Genomic DNA, 20,616 nt, shown 5'->3' with positions numbered 1-20,616 from the left:
GTTACGGGATGTTCAAGTATTTATGCGTTTGAAGCGAAATCCGCCACTTCGGGTTGTTCATCACATACTCGACGATCAACGGTGTCATTTCTTCGCGACGGCTCCATTCCGGTTGCAGGAAAAGTATGGCGTCAGGATTTACTTTTTGGGCCTGTTCTTCGGCAAAAGTGAAATCGTGCTTGTTGTATACGATGACTTTGAGCTCGTCGGCTTTGTCGTAAACCGATTGAGTCGGAAGTTTCGTTTTTTTAGGCGAAAGCGTGATCCAGTCCCATTCGCCAGAAAGTTCGTAAGCTCCTGAGGTCTCGATATGGATGCGCATACCGCTTTCCTTGAGTTTCGAAGTAAGCGCAGACATGTCCCACGTTAAGGGTTCGCCTCCGGTAACGACAACCGTATCGGCATACTTCCTTGCGTTATCTACTATATTTTCTACATGAGTGGGCGGATGCAGATCGGCATTCCAACTTTCCTTGACATCGCACCAGTGACAGCCGACGTCACATCCTCCAACCCTGATAAAATAAGCCGCCGTGCCCGTATGGTAACCTTCACCTTGAATGGTGTAGAATTCTTCCATAAGCGGCAACATCTCGCCTTTGTTTACCAATTCCTTTACTTCCTGTGTCAGCATTTTTCAAAAATAAAGTGCAAAGATAATCAATCCCATGCCTCAAAATCATAAAGCCCTTAAACGAAAAAAACCGATGGAAGCCCACCGGTTTTCATACGTGATTAAATCAGGATTACAATTGTTTCAACGATTGGGTCGCGAACGAATCGCCAGGGGCCAAAACCAACGCTTTGTTGAAATAATCCTTGGCTTTTACCTTGTCGTTGATGGCGGCATAATACGCGCCGATATTGTTATAAGCTTCTACCATTTTCTTTTTGGTAGCGTCTTTTGCCATTTCTTCGGCTCCTTTTTCGTTTACGATACGAAGATAATCCTCGTAATTTTTCGCCATCGCCTCGTTAGCGTCCATCAAACTGTTGGCGCGCGCGCGGAAAAGGAACGCATCTTGGGTCGTTGGCGAATTCTCGGCAACTTTTGCGAACGCAGCTTCGGCTTTCTGTACTTGGGCTACATCCGGTTTGACGTCTTTACGGTTGTTGGCGTAGTACAATGCGTATCCGTAATAGAACAAATCCTGGGTGTAATTTTTCGATGCTTCGTTCGTAACGGCGATTTCGTAGATCGCTCCTGCTTCACGATACAATTTCTGGTCGAAGAATTTTTTACCGAGTTCACTCAAATCGTACGTCATACTGGCTTCCATTTCTACAGATTTGCGGATATCGGCCACACCTGAATCGAAAGTCGCGGCATCAACCGGAGCTCCGGCAGTCGTTCCCGAAGCCTTTTTCAATTTCGCCAAACCAAGATACATATAATCGCGGGCGATCACTTTGTTCGCCGGATTCGTCGTAAACTTGGTCAACGATTCGATGGCTACGTCTGTATTTCCGTTCTCGTAAGCCGAATACCCCAAATAACGCAAGATACGCGGGTTGACTTTGTCGAGCTGTTGCATTTTTTGAGCCTCGGCTTCCAATGCCTTGTAATCTTTGGCAAGGATAAGGAAGTCGGCGTGACGCATACGCGAAGCCAACGAGTAATCGGTAAGGCTCATGTATTTTTCGTAATAGCCAAGTGCCTTTTGGATATATTCCGAATATTTTTTAGAATCGTTGTTCGCCCACAAATAGTAGGTTTCGGCAAGTTCGCGGTAAACCGGACCGTAGTTGGCGTTCGATGCGACAACTCCGTCGAAAGCTTTAACGGCTTCGGTAAATGCACGCGCACCTTTCAAAAGTACGCCCAACTGCATTTTGGCGCGGATCAATTGTGCATCGGCGGCAAATGCATTTCTGTAAGCTGCGTATGCATCGTTTTGATTTTTGTCACCGTAGTAAGCATCACCCAAAGCCAATTGTACTTGGGCATCCTGAGCGTTGGCCAGTTTTGCTTTTTCCAAGGCTACCAAAGCTGCTTTGTAATCGGGCTTATCGGCATCCATGTAGGCGCGTGCGATGAAAACATGCTCTTCGGTGTCCTTCTTTTTGGCATCTTTTAGCGCATTGGCGAAATTCGTTTGCGCTCCGCTTGTATTTTTCGCATTGAGGTCGATTTGCCCCAATCCGATATAGTTCAGGTTTCCGTCTTCTTTAGCGGTGATCCCTTTTTGGAAAACGACTTTGGCAGAATCCTCTATGTCTTGTTTTAAGTATACTTTTCCCAATAGGAAAGCGGCACGTCCGTCGTTTGGTTTGGCCTGGACGGCGGCCTTAAGCATGTTTTTGGCTTTTTCGTATTGCTCGGCGTCGATTGCTTTCTTGGCCTGCTCAACATCCTGAGCCTTCGCGGCAGATATCGACAAAGCGACAAAAGCTATACTTAGAATTTTGGTCTTAGTCATTTTGGAAGTTTTATGTTACTATTGTTTTTTTTCAATTCCTTTTCGAATCACAATTTTTCGGGCAGGGACACGAATCGGCAAAAGTCCGGATTTAAGGATGATGCGTTGGCCGCGTTCGCCGGCGACAAAAGATGCCAACCCGATTCCGAGTCCTTCATATCCCTGCGCGTTCACGATATACAAATCGCGTGCCAGCGGATAGGTTTTTTCACCCAGGCTATTTTGGCTAGGATATACAAAGCTACTACCTGTAAGGCTTTTAACACTAAGAATATTGATATTTTTAAGATAACTTTCTATTTCGGGAGTCGGCTGAAGTAACCAATTCAACCCGATCACTCCGACCATTCCGGGGTTTTCGGAAGCAAATTTCACCACTTCCGCATTCGTGTTGAATGAATACACACCCGTTTTGGGCACGTCCTTGATTTTGGCCAGTTTCATCAGGTAACTTACCGTTCCCGAATTCAGGTTATCGAACACCAAACCTTTGAGATTAGGGTTTGCCTTACCTTGCATCACGTCAAGAACATCTTGAAGTTTTATCAGGGTGTCGTTTTGTTTGTTCGCGATCAAAGCGATGGCGTCCGTCCCGATTTGGGTTTCTCTCGGAAAACGCTCTTTTGAATTGAAATACTTTCGTTCTTCGGCCGACAATGGTCTTGCCAAAACGGCTATCCTTGCCGAATCCTCGAGAATACCACGAATCACTTCGGCTTCCGAACGCGGCATAAGATTGATCCTGCCCGCATAGTCGCTTTCGAAAACAGCCACCTGGTCTTCCATTATCGGAAGCAGCGTTTCATCTACCAATACGGAAGCTTTACCCGTGAGAATGGTTTCTCCTTCGGGAACGGCCTCGGATTTCTTATTGCACATGGCAAAAACCAAAATTCCCAAAACGACTACGGGAATCACGATTAGCTTTTTCATTCTTGTGTCGGTTCAGATTTTAGCAAGCGAAGGAATCGGATGAAGGCATACACGATAAGCAGGACGCCGAAAGCGATCCTGTACTTGTAATCCATGTTCAGCGGAAGCTTTTTCCAAAAGATTACAGCGAGGCCTAAAAAGAGATAGACCGCGAAAAAGAGTATGCCTATAACAAGAAGAAATCGCTGTTTGGGCGATTTCTTCTTTATCATTTGATTGTCGTCCATTATTCCGGAGCCTGAATCGTGATTGGAAGTGTAAAGGCACAACGTACCTTTTTTCCGTTTTGTTCAGCCGGAGTCCATTTAGGAGAACGCTTCAGCATGCGGATAGCTTCTTCGGCAGTTCCAGGACCCGCAGGACGTGGCACTTTGATGTCGGTAAGGGAACCGTCTTTCTCTACAACGAAAGAAACGATCATTCTTCCGCCAACCGCATCTTCAGGAGTACGGTAATTGTCTCTTACGAACTTGTAGAACTTTTCGATTCCGCCTGGGAATTCAGGTTTAACCTCAATACCTGCGGCGTTGTAGATGTTGTTGTCTTCAACCACATCTTTCGGTCCGTTTCCTACCGGCTCATCGATGGTTACCGGAGCATCCGGATCACCTTTGATGTTTTCGGTACCAACCTTCTTGTCTTCGATCTTATCCATTTTAGGTGGTTCTTCGACGACTTCCTCGGCTTTGGCCACAACCGGTTTCACGAATTTGATCTGATCCACTTTTGGAGGTGGCGGCGGTGGCGGTGGAAGATTTTCAGGCGGTTTTTGCTTAGGTGGGATCTTGATGGTTACGATTTTCGTATCCAAAGACGCATCCTCACTCTTTCCTTCAGGAATCAAGCGCGCCAACATAGGCGTACTGACGAGGAAAGCGAAGATAACAGCCCCGAAAAGCAAGGCAAGCATAGTCGTTCTAGGGTTTTGCTTGCGAAGCTGGTAGGCTCCGTAAAGCTTGTTTTTACCCTCGAATACGATATCAAGCCATTGTTGTCTTAATAAATCGAGTTTCATAATTAGTTTCTTTTTAAAAGGTTATTCGGCCGGTTTGGCGTCGCCCTCAAGGACAGCAACCTCTTCTGGTGTAATGTCTACAATCGCGTACTGTGCCACTTTGTTGATCGCCATCTCATCGAGGATGTCAACTAGGTTTTTATAGTTCGATTTCTTGCTCGGCTTGATGATTACGATAATTCCCTGGTCCGGTTTCCCTTTCGCAGTAGAATAGTCGATAACCTCTTTTTTGCGTTTTATCAGTTCCTTTCTGAAACCGTCTTTGCCGTAAACTACATCCATTGGTTTGCCTTTTTGATTAAGGAAACCCATGTAGTATTTCAATTGGTTGTTGTCTCCCAAAAGAACGGTCATGGTGCGGTTTTCATCGACCTTCATATCGTCGACCTTCTGGTCTTCGTTCTTGTCGGGCAACGTCAAGTCCATAGACTGAGGTTTCGACAAAGACGTGGTAAGCATGAAGAACGTGATCAAAAGAAACGCCAAGTCAACCATTGCTGTAAGATCGACCTTGGAATTGAGTTTTTTACTGCGGACTTTCTTGGAGCCTTTCTTGCCTCCGCCGTCGCCGGTATTTAATTCTGCCATTTTCTCTTGTCGTTAAATTAAAAATCCTTACCTCTAAGACCGGTAACCAGATTGAAACTGTTTACCTTCTGTTCCTGAAGGATATCCATCACTTTCTTGATTTGGGGATACTCTTCTTTAGCATCGCCTTTGATTGCGATGTTAAGGTCTTTGTCGTGCAAATCCCTGATCGCCTTACGCGAATTCAGGATCCAATCTGCCAACTGGTTGTCGGTAGAATCTTTAGGGATTCCCGGCTGCAACCCTTTTTGGTTGCGCTCTGAGCTGGTCATGTTGATGATCTGCTTCAAGTTTTGGATAGGCACTCCGAAGTTCTCGATAAGCGCGAATTTCTGCTTATCGGCATCAGAGAATCCGACCTTGTATTTCTCATCCATGTATTCCAGCGTCTTGACCCTTACGTCACGCCCAGTCACTCCATAAAAAACTTTACCATTCTCACCGATTATGATGGTTGCCAAATCGCTGTCTGGCAACTTGGTCTGAACGGTTGAGTTCGGAGTGTCTACCGGAAGTGCTTCCGGCTGCTTGGCTGTGGCGGTAAGGATAAAGAAAGTGAGAAGAAGGAAAGCAACGTCACACATCGCCGTCATGTCGATGCTCGTTGACTTCTTCGCCATTTTTACTTTAGCCATATCTTTTTTGATTATTAGGGATTACTCCTTACATAACGAAGGAATCAACCTAAATATTTAATATTAGTTTCTTGCAGCTCCTCTGAACTTTCTGTACGTGTTCACGATAGTTGAACCAGCCTCATCGATAGAGTAAGTCAACGTGTCGATCTTAGAAGTAAAGAGGTTGTAAGTGATGATCGCCAAAGCGGAAGTCGAGATACCTGTAGCGGTATTGATAAGTGCCTCAGAGATACCGTTTGCAAGAAGTGCCTGGTCTGGTGTACCGGCAGTAGCCAACGCACCGAACGCCTTGATCATACCCGTTACCGTTCCCAATAGACCAGCAAGTGTTCCTAGAGACACAAGGGTTGAAAGGATCGTAAGGTTTTTCTCCAACATCGGCATTTCAAGTGATGTAGCCTCTTCGATTTCTTTGTGGATAGTTTCTGAAGCTTCTTCGCTGTTCAAGCCTTCTTTTTTAACTTCCTGATATTTAACTAGAGCAGCTTTGATAGCGTTGGCAACAGAACCTTGTTGTTTGTCGCAAGCGGCGATGGCTGAGTCGATGTCTCCAGATTTGATGCTTCCTTGAACGTTGTTCATGAAAGTATCCAAGTTACCTTTTCCGGCAGCTTTAGAAATCACCATGAAACGCTCGATAGAGAAAACAACTACCATCAAAAGTAGTCCCATAAGAACCGGTACGATAGGTCCTCCTTTGTAAACCATTGCCAAGTAGTTACCTGGTAGCGGATGACCTTCGTTTGTTCCGCCTTCGAAGTTGGAACCATCACCCATAACGAATTTCCAGATAAGGAATCCGATGAAGATACAGAGAACGATTACGATACCAGAGAAGATACTTCCTCCATTTGAACTACTTTGTTTCTTAGCATTTGCCATTTTTACAATTTTTAGTTTTTAATAAATTATCTTATAGTTTTTTCAATTTTCGGTAAAAACCATGAGTGGCAAATTTAAATTTTACTTGGAAATAAAAAAACTTTTTTTAATATTATTCACATTAATTTAATCTGCCGAAAACCGTTGCCACACCTAACGTACAAACGTTTGGGATAGTATTTAATGAGATGTTATTTTTTGTTAAAAGGTTGGGACGTACACTTAAAAAATTTATAAATCACTATCTCTTAAATTCATAACTTTCGGAAACGATCCATCGAGCCAAAAAAACATAAAAATATGCCTACAAAAGACGACTTCATAAACGCAATCAATTCGGGTTATGCTTCTAAAGGCGATAGCATAACATTGGGTGCCGCCATGTTGGAAGGCGAACCCATACCCGAAACCCCTGTAAGAATCCCTTTAAAAACCTTAAACCGTCACGGCCTTATCGCAGGCGCAACCGGTACGGGAAAGACTAAAACGATTCAAGTTCTGTCCGAACAATTGTCGGCGGTAGGCATTCCTGTGCTTATGATGGACATAAAAGGCGATTTCAGTGGTATCGCCCAAGCCGGAAGCGAACAACCTTTCATCACCGAAAGACACGCAAAAATCGGGTTGCCGTTCGCTCCCGTGGCTTTCCCTGTCGAATTGATGACGCTTTCCGACCAGAACGGCGTACGTCTGCGGGCAACGGTTTCGGAATTCGGTCCCGTATTGTTCTCGAGAATTCTCGGACTCAACGACGTACAGGCCGGAGTCGTGGCGATCATTTTCAAATATTGCGACGACAACAAACTGCCGCTTCTCGATTTAAAGGACATCAAAAAAGTCCTTAATTATATTACCGACGAAGGAAAAGACGAAATCGAGGAGAATTACGGAAAGATCTCGACCGCGACAACGGGCACGATCCTGCGCAAGATCATCGAACTCGAACAACAAGGAGGCGACATTTTCTTCGGTGAACTTTCGTTCGATATTTCCGATTTGATGCGCCTGGACGAGAACGGACGCGGCTACGTGAACATCATCCGTCTCAACGACATCCAGGACAAACCGAAACTGTTCTCGACGTTCATGTTGAGTCTTCTTGCCGAAATCTACGAGCAAATGCCCGAACAAGGCGATTCCGGCCAACCCGAACTCGTGATTTTCATAGACGAGGCACACTTGATTTTCAACGAGGCGAGCAAAGCTTTGTTGGATCAGATTGAAACGATCGTAAAACTCATCCGTTCAAAAGGAATCGGTATTTACTTCGTAACCCAGAATCCGATGGATATTCCGAATGGCGTGCTAGCCCAACTCGGATTGAAAATACAACACGCGCTAAGAGCTTTTACGGCAAACGACAGGCAAGCCATCAAACAGACGGCCGACAATTACCCAACTTCCGAATTCTACAAAACCGATCAAGTACTCACAAGTCTCGGAATCGGAGAAGCTCTCGTAACGGCGCTCAACGAAAAAGGCATCCCGACGCCACTTGCCGCAACCATGATGCGCGCGCCGCAAAGCCGTATGGATATTTTGACCGATGACGAAATCCGTGCGATCAACGACAAATCGAAGTTGTTCAAGAAATACAACGAGATCATCGATCGGGAAAGCGCTTACGAACTGTTGAACAAAAAAATCGAGCAGGCCGAACAACAGGCCGCCATCCAAAAACAACAGGAAGAACTCTCGAAACAGCAAGCCGAGCAAGCAAAGGTCGAGCAGAAACAAGCCCAGCAACAGCAAAAGCAGTCTTCGGAACAAGTAGGACAAGTCACCAAATCTGTCGTGAAAGTCCTTACAAGTGCTACCTTTATAAGAGGCGCATTCAGCATACTTTCTAAAATGTTCAAGAAATAATGAAGGGATTCATCACCATCGGGCTGCTGATCTTATCGAACGTGTTCATGACTTTGGCGTGGTACGGCCATTTGAAATTCAAGGAATGGAAATGGTTCGAAGGCGCAGGATTGGTCGCAATCGTGTTCATCAGTTGGGGTTTGGCGCTTTTCGAATACTTTTTCCAGGTTCCGGCCAACCGCATCGGCTTCCGTGAAAACGGAGGGCCATTTTCGTTGATGCAATTAAAAGTCATCCAGGAAGTGATCACTCTGGTAGTATTCGTCGGATTTTCACTTTTATTCTTCAAAGGAGAAAGCTTCAAATGGAACCACGCCGTCGGGTTTTGCTTTTTGGTGTTGGCGGTGTATTTCATCTTCAAAAAATAAAATCTGAAAAGCAACCTATCGGCTATATTTGCATCTTTTAAGAAAACACTTACAGGATGAAATACGTTTACTTGTTCTTATTCTTTTTCCCGATTACAGCCATTTCGCAAATCGTCAATATTCCCGATCCCAATTTCAAAAACCTGCTACTCGAGTATTACCAGCCGATAATCGACACGAACGGAGATGGCGAAATCCAGGTTTCGGAAGCACAGGTAATCACCACACTTTTCGTTTACGGTTCCGACGACCCATTCGACCTTACCGGAATTTCGGCTTTCACGAATCTAACCTCGCTCACTATCATAGGAGTTAACGGACTTGATGCCGATTTAAGCGGTTTGGCCAATCTGACAGATTTGGACATCGGATCTTGCCATATAAATACACTTTCCTTAAACGGACTCGATAATTTGATGATGTTGGGAATATCCGGCAGCGATTTGGCCGAATTGACACTTCCGTCTCTTCCGGAACTCGGAGATCTTAACATTCAATCCATGCCCAACCTGACGTCGCTGACGATAACCTCCGCTCCTCAGTTGTCTAATATCTATCTGGTCGGATTGCATTTGCTCGATAGCGTTGACAGCGTTGTGCTTCCGTCGTTGAAAATCATCGGAATCGATCAAAGCGGCATTTCTTCTGTAGATTTTTCAAAATTCCCGAACATCGAGGACGCGCGGTTCTCGTCTTGCGAAATAAGCACCCTGACCGCCAGTAATTTACCAAGCCTTCAGGTCTTGTATTGTTCGGGCGGACCGCTTACGTCTGTTTCGGTCAGCGAATGCAATTCACTTGCAGACCTTAGCCTCAACGACGGCAACCTCACAAGCCTGGCTTTGAACGATTTGCCTTCGTTGGAGATTTTATCGGCAAACGACAACCAAATCGCGGATCTTGAACTTGAAAACCTGCCTGCTTTACAGCGCCTGCATCTGAATCAAAACCAATTGCAATCGCTTGATTTGGACTTCGCTCCCAATTTGACCGAAGTGTATTGCTCGAGCAACCAAATTACTTCTTTTGCTCCCGTCGGATCGCATATCGAGCGCATCACTTGTTCCGAAAACAACATGTCTTCGATTGACTTGTCGAATGCACCGAACCTGTTGGCTCTCGATATTTCGAACAACAATCTGCAAACGCTTGACGTTTCGTCGACTCACGATCTCACTTCGCTTTATGCGCAACAAAACCAGCTTCAGTCACTCGATTTGAGCCAAATACCTTCGCTTGTTTATCTGTTTTGCGACCAGAACCAGATCAGTGAGCTGAGTTTAGACCAAGTGCCTTTACTACAAGGTTTCGGAGGTTCGTCAAACTTATTTACGTCACTTGATTTTTCAAGCCAGACGAGTGCGTCGGAGTTGTTGTATGTATATGTAGAATCTAACCCGAACCTGCAATCGCTCATTATTAAAAATCAACGGGGAGAAGATCTTTTCGTTTCCGACTGTCCCAATCTTGCGTTCTTATGCATAGACGAAGAAGATCTGGACGACCTTATGTCGGGTATGGCTTGGACGACGATAACATCACAAAACATTTCTGTCAACTCTTATTGCAATTTTACGCCCGGAGGCCAGTTCAATATCATAAACGGAAACATAGCTTTCGATGCCGACAATAACGGCTGCGATGCTTCGGATGCCACGTATGCCGACATGAAAGTGACATTGACCGATGCAGACGGCGTATCCGGAAGCACGTTTACAGACGCCGACGGACACTTTAGCTTTTATGCCCAAACCGGAACGTTCACGGTTTCTACCGAACTCGACCCTACGGTTTTCTCGGCCACGCCCCAAACCGTGATTTTCAACGATGCGGGCCAGAATGCAGAAACGGTCGATTTTTGCGTAACAGCATTGGGAACACAATACCTTGCCGAAATTTCGATCGTGCCTGTAGATGCGGCGCGCCCTGGCTTTGATGCCCATTACAAAATCGTATACAAAAACATCGGGAACCAAACCCTTAACGGTGAAATAAGCTTCCAGTTCGATGAAGCGGTTGTCGATTTCGTTTCTTCAGCAATTTTGCCGACCGCGCAAACTTCGGGTAACCTTTCTTGGTCGTATGCAGATTTACTGCCGTTTGAAAGCCGTGAGATCTTGTTGACGCTCAACCTTAATTCACCATTAGAAAATCCTTCGGTAAACAATGGCGATATTTTGTCGTTCCACACCGTAGTTTCTTCGGTTACCGAACCGGGACAGCCTTTGGTCTCATCAGGCTTCACGCTTTCACAGACTGTCGTAGGTTCTTTCGACCCAAACGACAAGACCTGTCTTGAAGGCGAAAACATCTCTCAACAAATGCTGGGCGATTACCTGCATTACTTGATTCGATTCCAGAATTCGGGCACTTATCTGGCCGAGAATGTCGTTGTAAAAGATATGATCGATACTTCTAAGCTTGACATCGCGACGCTTGAACTTACAGACAGCTCGCACCCACATATCACACGTATAACCGACAACAAGGTCGAATTCATTTTCGAAGGCATCAATCTTCCTGCAGAACAGGACGACGAACCCGGAAGCCACGGCTATGTCGCCTTCAAGATCAAGACGAAAAGCAATTTGGCCATTGGGGACGCGGTTTCGAACATCGCAGACATTTTCTTCGATTACAATTTGCCGATTACAACAGAACCCGCGATTACAACGGTTTCCAATCTAGGCTTTGGCGAAGTTGGCGACATGTCGATTCACACGTATCCGAATCCGACAAGAAACCTCGTTTTTGTTTCTGCCGATTCCGAGATCCGATCCATCCAACTTTACGACATCCAAGGCCGTTTGCTGCAAACCAAAACGGTCGATATTAAAAATGCGGCAATAGACCTTTCGTCGAACGCGGACGGCGTGTATTTCGCAAAAATCCGTACCGATAAAGGCTCGAAAACAGAGAAACTCCTAAAGGAATAAACATGAAAAAACTACTCATTTGCTTCATCACGTGTGTTGCTATCTCGTATTTCCCGAAGAGCGAAAGCCAAACTTCCAAATATGAGGATGAAATCCGCAAAGCCGAGAAAAATTTCAACGATTATGCCCAGGCCAAAAGCATTTCGGAAGCTTTTTACGCTTTCGCGGATGAAAACGCCGTGATTAAACGCGAGAACGACACGTTGATAAAAGGACGCGAGAATATCCGCAGTTACTACAAACGGCTCGACAAGGCGAAAGTTACGTGGTCGCCCGATTTCGTTTCGGTCTCTGCCGACGGTACGCTTGGCTGCACCTACGGCAAATACGACTGGAAAATGGAAGGCAAGGACGGAAAAGTCCAATCGTTCAAAGGCGTATTCCATACGGTTTGGAAACGACAGAAAGACGGTTCGTGGAAATACGTTTGGGACTAAAAACGTATGCTTAAGAAACGTTAATGCGCGCGACCTTGTCGGCATTTATAGGTAACTTTAAGTGCCAAATAAAACAGCCATGAGCAACAAAAAACGCATTGCCATCATTGGGGCAGGTTTCGGCGGACTGCGCCTCGCACAAGACCTAAGAAAATCCGATTACGACATTTGGCTTTTCGACAAACACAATTACCATCAATTCCAGCCTTTGATGTATCAGGTCGCAAGCGCGCGGCTTGAACCGGCGAGCATTTCGTTTCCGCTGCGCAAAGTCTTCCAATATTGTAAAAACGTACACATCCGGATCACTTCGGTAACTTCCGTAAATCCGGAAACCAAAACCGTACATACCGAAATTGGCGATTATCCGTACGATTATTTAGTGCTTGCCCAAGGTTGCAACACGAATTACTTCGGCAACAAACAACTCGAGAAATATGCGTTCCCGATGAAATCGGTGCCCGAAGCGATGCAGTTGCGCAACCGCATCCTCGAAACCTTCGAACAGGCGTTGATCACACCGCCCGACCAACTGCAATCGCTATTGAATTTCGTAATCGTGGGCGGCGGCCCGACTGGAGTCGAACTTGCGGGCGCTTTGGCCGAAATGAAGAAAAACATCCTTCCGAAAGACTATCCCGACCAAGATTTCTCGAAACTCACCGTCTATCTCCTCGAAGGATTGCCCAATCTTTTGAACGCGATGAGTGCCGATTCGAAGAGAATGTCGCGCAAATACCTCGAAGATTTGGGCGTCGTGGTCAAAACCGACACGATCGTCGACAATTACGACGGGGAAACGGTGACCCTGAAGTCGGGCGAAATGATCAAAGCCAAGAACGTGATCTGGGCCGCGGGTATCGCAGGCGTACAAATTCCGGGTATTCCAACCGAAAATTACACACGCGGCAACCGTTTGATCGTGAACCGTTACAGTGAACTCGAAAAACTCAAGGACGTGTATGCTGTTGGCGACATCAGTTATATGGAGACGAACAAATACCCGAAAGGCCATCCGCAATTGGCGGCCGTCGCGATCGAACAGGCAACCGTATTGGCGAAGAATTTTATTCGGATGTCGAACGCAACGACGCTCAAACCTTACGAATACCACGACAAAGGTTCGATGGCAACCGTCGGGAAACGCAAAGCCGTAGTCGATTTGCCTCAATTCAGTTTTCAGGGACGACTCGCATGGTTCACTTGGATGTTTGTCCATTTAATGTTGATTTTGAGCGTCAAGAACAAAATCTCGATTTTCGTGAACTGGATGTATAGCTATTTCAGCAAAGATTCTACATTGCGCGTCTTGCTCAAAGCAGCCGATAAGGAAGTTGAAAATTCGGTTGGCGACAGGATAGAAGCCAACAACGCGAGTTGATTATTTTTTGTAGACGTCTTTGTTGTGGAGTTCCATCCAACGGTCGGGAGCGGCGATCGGCTTCCAACCGAACTTTTCGTACAGGCCGTGAGCATCGCCCGTGAGCAAAATCCAACGTCTCAAGCCCTGAAGTTCCGGATGCGCGTGTACGGTTTCCATGAGCCATTTCGAAAGCCCCGACCCGCGGTATTCGGGCAACACGTACACATCGCCCAAATAAGCGATTGTCGCGAAATCTGAAATTATCTTGGCATAACCGATTTGTTTTTGTCCGTCGTACAACCCGAAGTTCAATGCATTTTCGGTCGATTTGTGTATCGTTTCGACCGGAACGCCCAAGCTCCAATACGCTTCTTTCGACAAAAAGTCGTGCATGGCGTTCAAGTCCAACCGCGATTTATCGGTAGAAATGCAGAATTGCGCTTTGAAGACCTCGAGGGTTTGCATCAGTCCAGCAGCGATAGGGTTTTATTTTCGATTTCGTCCGAATCCCATTTCGAATCGATTCCCGGAGTCGTCATGATCTCGTCCATGATTTCCTTTTGCCTGTCGCCCAAAGCAAGCGCCTCTGAATACGGGCGGTCGCTGAACGTCACACGGCTGTAAAGCGGCAACCATTTGTCGGGATGTCTTTCAGAAAAACGCTTCTCGATTTTCTTGCGCAGCAGGAATTTCTCATCAGCTACACTCGAACTCATTTCCATGAAGTTGCGCCATGAAAGTTCGGCTATCGCGTCGGCGTTGGGTTTTCTCGAATCTTGGTAATGTTGGAAAACAGACAACCAGTCATCACCGAATTTTTCCATGAATTCGGCTAAGACCGTAATGTCCTCAAAACCTGCGTTCATGCCTTGTCCGTAAAACGGAACGATCGCATGGCACGCATCGCCAATCAAAGCGATCTTGTCCTCGTACGTCCACGGATAGCATTTCATCGTAACCAGCGTACTCGTCGGATTCTTGAAGAAATCCTCGGCCAGTTTCGGGATCACATCAATCGAATCGGGGAAATTCTTCGCAAAGAAATCCTCTACCGACTTGATATCGGGCAAAGAAGCGAACGAATTCTCTCCTTCGAAAGGCATGAAAAGCGTACATGTGAAACTTCCGTCGAGGTTGGGCAATGCAATCAGCATGTATTCACCGCGAGGCCAGATATGGAAAGAGTTTTTGTCGAGTTTGTGCGTCCCGTCAGGATTCGCCGGGATGTTGAGTTCCTTGTAACCCGTGTTCAAAAACTCTTGGGAATAATTGAACATGCTTTGGCGCTGCATGCGATGACGGATTCTCGAGAATGCACCGTCCGCTCCGAAAATCATATCGTATTGCAAATCTTTCCATTCGCCCCTTTCGGTTTCGCCAATGTGCAAAGTCGCGGTAGCCAGCGTGACGTCCCAAATGCGTTGTTCGAAAAAGAATTCGGCACCTGCGGCTTCGGCAAGGTCAATCATTTTGCGGTTCAACGTTCCTCTCGAAATCGAATAGATGCTTTCGCCTTCTTTTCCGTAAGGTTGGAATTTGAGCGTATCCGAAACGTGGATCGCACGCTTGTCCATCGGGATCGCGATGTCTCTTATTGCCTGCCCGATTCCGACGGCGTCCACGGCTTTCCAACCGCGCGTCGACATGGCCAGATTGATTGAACGCCCCGAAAATTGGATTGTCCTGATGTCTGGACTGCGATCGAAAACATGAACGGTATGCCCGGCTTTCCTGAGGTAAATCGCCAATAGCGAGCCCACCAAACCAGAGCCTACGACGGCGATTTTTAGAGGTGTTTGCATTTGGTTATTGCTAGAACGGCGTAAAAGTACGCATATTAATTCGCGTCAAAGTTGGCTTTTAAGCTTTTTTTAGGGCGTTCCGGCGGTAGGAAAGCTTACGTTGAGTATAGCGTACTTTTACCGCCGTCGGGCTGCCGCTGCTATCTTTTGGGTTCCGAGCGCAGTCGAGGAACCCAAAAGGATATCCGCTCACATCCCTAACGCAAATCCGCTTTGCACGATCTTACGGATGCAACGCCTGAATTCCCGCTTTAAGCACTTGCCCAAACTCGTACATATCTTCAAAAGAACAATACAAAGGCACGGGCGCCAATCGAATCACGTTGGGTTCGCGCCAATCGGTGATCACGCCGTTTTTCATCAGGTAATCGAACAGATTGCGTCCTTCTCCATGCAGATAAACAGACAATTGGCACGCTCTTTCTACAGGATTCGACGGTGTTATGACTTCGAAATCCCCATTTATTTCCTTTTGGATCTCGCCAAGAATGAACTCGAGGTACGATGTTATTTTATCACGTTTTTCGATCAACGCGTCCATTCCGACCTCATCGAACATCTCAACCGAAGCCAGATAAGGCGCGAGTGAAATCACGGGAAGATTCGAGATTTGCCAACCTTCGGCTCCGTGGACCGCGTCGAATTGAGGTTCCATCTTGAAGCGACGTTCCTTGTTGTGTCCCCACCAACCGGCGAAACGCGGCATTTCGGGATCGGCGTGGTGCATCTGATGCACAAAAATACCCGATACGTTGCCCGGACCCGAATTCATGTATTTGTAAGAACACCAGGCGGCGAAGTCGACGTTCCAATCGTGAAGGTCGAGTTTGATGTTTCCGGCGGCGTGTGCCAGATCCCAACCCACGAAAGCGCCTTTTGACTGAGCGTAGGCCGTGATGGTTTTCATGTCGAAGACCTGTCCGGTGTAATAATTCACGCCTCCGATCAAAACCAATGCAAGCTCATCGCCTACCTCATCGATTTTGGCCAAAATATCTTCGTGGCGGATGTTATGCTCGCCTTCTCTTCTCTTGATTTCAACGATCGCGTCTTTAGGATTGTATCCGCGGAATTTAACCTGCGATTGCAACATATATTGGTCGCTCGGGAACGCTTTTTCCTCGCAAAGGATTTTGTAACGCTTGCCGTGCGGGCGATAGAACGACACCATGAGCAAGTGCAAATTCACCGTCAATGTGTTCATCACGGTGACTTCGCTTGGCAATGCGCCCACGACCTTGCTCAACGGATTGGCAAAACGCTCCTGGTAATCCCACCACGGTTTTTCGGCATAAAAATGGCCTTCGACGGCGAGATTGGCCCAATCGGACATGATCTCGTCTACGTAGGCTTTGGTGCGTTTAGGTTGTAATCCGAGGGAATTCCCCGTGAAGTAAATGACTTGTTTTCCGTTTACTTTCGGGAAAATGAATTCGTTGCGATACTGGGCAATCTTGTCCTGTGAATCGAGTTGTTGTGCGTATTCGCGCGTGTTTTGGAACATGTTTCTGTAGTTGAAGGCGCTAATTTACGAATAAGTTCGACTTTGCCCCAACAACTCAGTTGAATGATTCCCGATACGCGAGCGGCGTTTGTTGCGTCTTGTTCTTGAACAACTTACTGAACGACTGCGGATGCTCGAACCCCAATTTATACGCGACTTCGGCAACCGTCAACGCACTTCCCGCCAAAACTTCCTTCGCTTTTTCTATGAGTTTGGCATGGATGTGCTGTTGCGCATTTTGTCCGGTCAACGAACGCAAAAGATCACTCAGGTAATGTGGCGAAAGCGATAAGGAATCGGCTAAATATTGCACCGTCGGAAGGCCTTTTACCAAAGCCGTGTCATCGTCGAAATACGCATCGAGCAACTCTTCCATTTTCGAAAGTAGGTCGTGGTTGACGGCTTTTCGCGTAAGGAACTGGCGTTTGTAGAACCTGTTGCTGTAATTCAGGATGAGCTCGATTTGCGAAAGGATCACATCTTGGGTGAAATCGTCCATTTGCGACTGAAGCTCGCCGTCGATGTTCTCGAACAACGACAGGATGATGCTGCGTTCCTTATCGGACAAATGCAAAGCCTCATGGGCCGCATACGAGAAAAACCCGTATTGTTTGATCGTACGTCCTAACGCATGGTTGCGGATCAGATCGGGATGGAATAACAGTGTAAACCCATAATATTCGCTATCGTCTGCAATCGCCAAAAGCTGGTTGGGCGCGGTAAAGACCAATCCGCCTTCGTCGAAATCATAATAATTCTGGCCGTACTTTATTTTCCCGCCCGTGCTCTTTTTGTACGAAATCTTGTAGTAATTGAGCAGGAACGATTTGGGCAACTGGTCGCGCGAAACGCCCATTTTCGAGTTGTCGTTTAGGCTTATCAGCGGATGCAAAGGCTTCGGCAAGCCCAGCACCCGATGTAAGTCTGAAATGGAGTTGAAAAGTACCGGCTTGTCGTCGTCTTTTTTCATAATCGTAAAAATACGGTTTTATTCGCCCAGCATGATCTGTTCCATCTGTTTCATGAACGCTTCGTCCCCGACCGCAAGACGTTGGGCATAAAAAGCCTTGGCGTCTTCACCAGCCGTATAGCGCAATCGGTCTTTGCCGTCTGTGGCGGCTTCGTAGACTACAGAAGCGATATCGGCCACTTCGCTGAAATCGTTCTCGTTGATTTTGCCGAACATCCTGTCCATGAGCTGCTGATACGCCGGATGCGAACCCATTTCTGCCGAACGGTTCAAAAAGTCGGTTTTGATGCCGCCAGGAGACACGGTCTTGATGCCGATTCCATACTGTTTAAGTTCGAACGACATACTTTCGCTCCAACCTTCAAGCGCCCATTTGGTCGCGTGGTAAACCGAGCTGAACGGAAACGTAATCAAACCTCCGATAGAAGTCGTCGTGATGAAAAGCCCTTGTTTGCGCTGTCTGAAGTAAGGTACGAAAGCCTTGGTCACGCGGATCACGCCAAGCAAATTCGTATCGAGCTGGCGTACGATATTCTCGTCGGTTATACCTTCGAGCGGCCCCATGAGACCGTAACCTGCGTTGTTGAACACGACGTCGATGTCGGCCGAAGCGATCGCTTTCTGTACGGTTTCTCCGATCTGTTTCGCATCGGTCACGTCGAGCGCAAGCAATTCGATGTTCGCGATCTGGTTGAGTTCGGTTTCCTTTTGAGGTTGACGCATCGTCGCGATCACTCTCCAACCTTTGGAAGCAAATAGTTTGGCGGTTTCTTTTCCTAATCCGGTAGAAGCTCCGGTGATGAAAATTGTCTTCATGTTTATTTGTGTTTAAATTGAAGTACAAAGTTCGATGTGCGGTTGCACCAAAAAGTAACCGAATCGGGTCGTTGATTAGCCAAATCGGAGTATGGTGATGTTTTATGTAAATTGGGGACTTCGACGAAGGAGAAGTCTAATCCAAAAAAAATCCCGCTCATCAAGAACGGGATTGTCTATTATCTAAAAGTCTATTCTCTTTTATCTCTTAAAGGATCAGCATCGCGTCTCCGTAAGAGTAAAACTTATAGTTCTCTTTGATCGCCTCTTCGTACGCTTTCTTCATCAAATCATGACCTGTGAAGGCCGAGATCATCATCAAAAGCGTCGATTTTGGTGTGTGGAAATTCGTGATCATACAATCGGCGATCGAGAAATCGTAAGGCGGGAAGATGAATTTGTTCGTCCAGCCGTCGTACGGGTTCAACGTCTTGTTCGACGAAACCGAACTTTCGATCGCACGCATCGTCGTCGTTCCTACGGCGCATACTTTCCTGCGGTTGGAAATCGCTTTGTTCACCACGTCGCAAGCTTCCTGGGTGATGCGAAGTTCTTCCGAATCCATTTTGTGCTTCGACAAATCTTCTACCTCGACCGGATTGAACGTTCCCAATCCTACGTGAAGCGTGATTTCGGCAAAGTTCACCCCTTTGATCTCAAGACGCTTGAGCAAGTGCTTCGAGAAGTGCAAACCTGCAGTCGGAGCCGCAACCGCGCCTTCTTCTTTGGCGTAGATCGTTTGGTAGCGCTCGGCATCTTCGGGAACTACTTCGCGGTTGATGTATTTCGGGATCGGCGTCTCGCCAAGCTCGGTCAATTTGTTGCGGAACTCGTCATACGATCCGTCGTAAAGGAAACGCAATGTTCTTCCGCGCGAAGTCGTGTTGTCGATCACTTCGGCCACGAGCGAATCGTCGTCTCCGAAATACAGTTTGTTCCCGATACGGATCTTACGCGCAGGATCGACCAAAACGTCCCACAAACGCTGCTCCGAATTCAATTCGCGAAGCAAGAACACTTCGATTCTCGCTCCTGTTTTTTCCTTGTTTCCGTACAAACGCGCAGGGAAAACTTTGGTATTGTTCAAAATGAGCACGTCTCCGTCATCGAAGTAATCGATAAGGTCTTTGAACATTTTATGCTCGATGGTTTTTGTTTTGCGGTTCACGACCATAAGGCGTGATTCGTCCCTGTTTTCTGCCGGAAATTCCGCTAAAAGATCTTTGGGAAGATTGAAATTGAAATGTGATAATTTCATTGAGAAATTTGAAGTTTAAGGTTTAAGGTTAGAAGTCATGCGCTTAAACTTGCGGTTGCAAATATACGCTGCCGAAATAGGCGTTGTCAAGTGTTTTTGCAAGTTATTTGGAATCAGGCAAAAATTCCCGCCTCAAAACTGCTCTACCTGTGGCTTGGCCGCTTTTTGAAGATCGCGCAGATGCATGAACGCCAAGCGCAATTGTTCGGCTGCCGCATGATCGTGGATTTCGATGATGAGCTTCACCTCGTCGGTTTTCATCTTTTTCTCGTTGACGACCTCGCCTACCCAAATATTGAGCAAGCCCACGTTGTTCGGACGCTTGGAAACACGGTGGAATTTGGCCGCGGTCGAGAAATCGTATAGCCATCCGTCGTTCACGGCTTCGGTGTATTTCTTGTTCATGACCACCAAACGTAACAATTCGCCTTCGAAAGTCGCCTTGAGCTTGCGCGTGTTCGAATCTCTTTCATATCCGTACTCGTTTATGGTCTTGACGATGTAGTCTTTCGTTTCGGCAAGCGTGCGTTTTTTCTGCGGTTCGTCCACGACGCCGAATTGGGAATAATCTTCAGACTTCCCGTCCTGATAATTGATCTGGCTGATGTAGTCCTTTCGCAAAGTGATGCTCGGACCGTCTTGCCTGTCGAATTTCTTGTACACGATGTCGAATGAACGAATTTCCATGACCTTGCCGAGTATGACCTCGTTGTCGCGCCTTACGATGGTGTCTTGTGCACTAGATCCGATGGTGAACGACATCAGTGCGAAAAACAATATTTTTTTCATTGGTTTGGGTTTGATGGGCGTAAAAATATCT

The 20,616-nt window shown here is 46.7% G+C and carries 19 protein-coding genes; 5 read left to right on the top strand and 14 right to left on the bottom strand.

Annotated features, from left to right (window positions below):
• Window position 1 precedes the first annotated feature (1 nt).
• From HZF10_RS17045 to HZF10_RS17010, 7 genes are all read right to left on the bottom strand, one after another.
• A complete protein-coding gene (locus HZF10_RS17045) occupies window positions 2-634 on the bottom strand; it encodes a 7-carboxy-7-deazaguanine synthase QueE (protein WP_176007447.1) in 633 nt (210 codons plus the stop codon).
• Between the two features lie 112 nt (window positions 635-746).
• Entirely contained in the window at window positions 747-2,420 is a 1,674-nt protein-coding gene (locus HZF10_RS17040; RefSeq protein WP_176007446.1) for a tetratricopeptide repeat protein, read from the bottom strand.
• Between the two features lie 18 nt (window positions 2,421-2,438).
• Window positions 2,439-3,353, bottom strand: coding sequence for a PstS family phosphate ABC transporter substrate-binding protein (locus HZF10_RS17035; protein WP_176007445.1), 915 nt, complete (start codon window positions 3,351-3,353; stop codon window positions 2,439-2,441).
• Window positions 3,354-3,579: 226 nt separating this feature from the next.
• On the bottom strand, window positions 3,580-4,368 hold the full coding sequence (locus tag HZF10_RS17025) for an energy transducer TonB (protein WP_176007443.1): 789 nt from the start codon (window positions 4,366-4,368) through the stop codon (window positions 3,580-3,582).
• 21 nt (window positions 4,369-4,389) lie between these two features.
• On the bottom strand, window positions 4,390-4,956 hold the full coding sequence (locus tag HZF10_RS17020) for an ExbD/TolR family protein (protein WP_176007442.1): 567 nt from the start codon (window positions 4,954-4,956) through the stop codon (window positions 4,390-4,392).
• Between the two features lie 17 nt (window positions 4,957-4,973).
• A complete protein-coding gene (locus HZF10_RS17015; RefSeq protein WP_176007441.1) occupies window positions 4,974-5,591 on the bottom strand; it encodes an ExbD/TolR family protein in 618 nt (205 codons plus the stop codon).
• Between the two features lie 63 nt (window positions 5,592-5,654).
• Window positions 5,655-6,476 carry a MotA/TolQ/ExbB proton channel family protein gene (locus tag HZF10_RS17010; RefSeq protein WP_176007440.1) on the bottom strand — a complete coding sequence of 274 codons (822 nt, stop codon included), beginning with the start codon at window positions 6,474-6,476 and terminating at the stop codon, window positions 5,655-5,657.
• Window positions 6,477-6,776: 300 nt separating this feature from the next.
• On the opposite strand from HZF10_RS17010, the gene HZF10_RS17005 reads away from it, so the two are divergent.
• The 5 genes from HZF10_RS17005 (at window position 6,777) to HZF10_RS16985 (ending at window position 13,464) form a co-directional block, all read left to right on the top strand.
• Complete coding sequence (locus HZF10_RS17005) at window positions 6,777-8,342, top strand: helicase HerA-like domain-containing protein (protein ID WP_176007439.1); 1,566 nt, start codon at window positions 6,777-6,779, stop codon at window positions 8,340-8,342.
• On the top strand, window positions 8,342-8,710 hold the full coding sequence (locus HZF10_RS17000; RefSeq protein WP_176007438.1) for a DMT family protein: 369 nt from the start codon (window positions 8,342-8,344) through the stop codon (window positions 8,708-8,710). Before HZF10_RS17005 ends, HZF10_RS17000 begins: the two co-directional genes overlap by 1 nt.
• Window positions 8,711-8,766: 56 nt before the next feature.
• The gene (locus HZF10_RS16995) at window positions 8,767-11,646 is read left to right on the top strand and encodes a DUF7619 domain-containing protein (protein WP_176007437.1); all 2,880 of its coding nucleotides are present in this window, start codon (window positions 8,767-8,769) and stop codon (window positions 11,644-11,646) included.
• 2 nt (window positions 11,647-11,648) lie between these two features.
• The gene (locus tag HZF10_RS16990; RefSeq protein ID WP_176007436.1) at window positions 11,649-12,083 is read left to right on the top strand and encodes a YybH family protein; all 435 of its coding nucleotides are present in this window, start codon (window positions 11,649-11,651) and stop codon (window positions 12,081-12,083) included.
• A 79-nt stretch (window positions 12,084-12,162) separates the two neighbouring features.
• Window positions 12,163-13,464 (top strand): NAD(P)/FAD-dependent oxidoreductase, encoded by a 1,302-nt coding sequence (locus HZF10_RS16985; RefSeq protein ID WP_176007435.1) that lies wholly within the window; start codon window positions 12,163-12,165, stop codon window positions 13,462-13,464.
• Here HZF10_RS16985 and HZF10_RS16980 read toward each other — a convergent pair whose 3' ends face one another.
• The 7 genes from HZF10_RS16980 to HZF10_RS16950 form a co-directional block, all read right to left on the bottom strand.
• Complete coding sequence (locus HZF10_RS16980; RefSeq protein WP_176007434.1) at window positions 13,465-13,911, bottom strand: GNAT family N-acetyltransferase; 447 nt, start codon at window positions 13,909-13,911, stop codon at window positions 13,465-13,467. It abuts the gene before it with no gap.
• Window positions 13,911-15,248, bottom strand: coding sequence for an FAD-dependent oxidoreductase (locus HZF10_RS16975; protein ID WP_176007433.1), 1,338 nt, complete (start codon window positions 15,246-15,248; stop codon window positions 13,911-13,913). Before HZF10_RS16975 ends, HZF10_RS16980 begins: the two co-directional genes overlap by 1 nt.
• Before the next feature lie 223 nt (window positions 15,249-15,471).
• Window positions 15,472-16,752, bottom strand: coding sequence for a kynureninase (kynU, locus tag HZF10_RS16970; protein ID WP_176007432.1), 1,281 nt, complete (start codon window positions 16,750-16,752; stop codon window positions 15,472-15,474).
• Between the two features lie 55 nt (window positions 16,753-16,807).
• Complete coding sequence (locus tag HZF10_RS16965; RefSeq protein WP_176007431.1) at window positions 16,808-17,722, bottom strand: helix-turn-helix domain-containing protein; 915 nt, start codon at window positions 17,720-17,722, stop codon at window positions 16,808-16,810.
• A gap of 18 nt (window positions 17,723-17,740) precedes the next feature.
• Window positions 17,741-18,538 carry an SDR family oxidoreductase gene (locus HZF10_RS16960; RefSeq protein ID WP_176007430.1) on the bottom strand — a complete coding sequence of 266 codons (798 nt, stop codon included), beginning with the start codon at window positions 18,536-18,538 and terminating at the stop codon, window positions 17,741-17,743.
• Window positions 18,539-18,746: 208 nt separating this feature from the next.
• The gene (queA, locus tag HZF10_RS16955) at window positions 18,747-19,796 is read right to left on the bottom strand and encodes a tRNA preQ1(34) S-adenosylmethionine ribosyltransferase-isomerase QueA (RefSeq protein ID WP_176007429.1); all 1,050 of its coding nucleotides are present in this window, start codon (window positions 19,794-19,796) and stop codon (window positions 18,747-18,749) included.
• Window positions 19,797-19,928: 132 nt separating this feature from the next.
• On the bottom strand, window positions 19,929-20,585 hold the full coding sequence (locus HZF10_RS16950) for a hypothetical protein (RefSeq protein ID WP_176007428.1): 657 nt from the start codon (window positions 20,583-20,585) through the stop codon (window positions 19,929-19,931).
• Window positions 20,586-20,616 lie beyond the last annotated feature (31 nt).

Source organism: Flavobacterium agri, assembly GCF_013401995.1.
Classification (GTDB): Bacteria; Bacteroidota; Bacteroidia; order Flavobacteriales; family Flavobacteriaceae; genus Flavobacterium; species Flavobacterium agri.
This window is presented reverse-complemented; position numbering and strand designations above follow the sequence as displayed.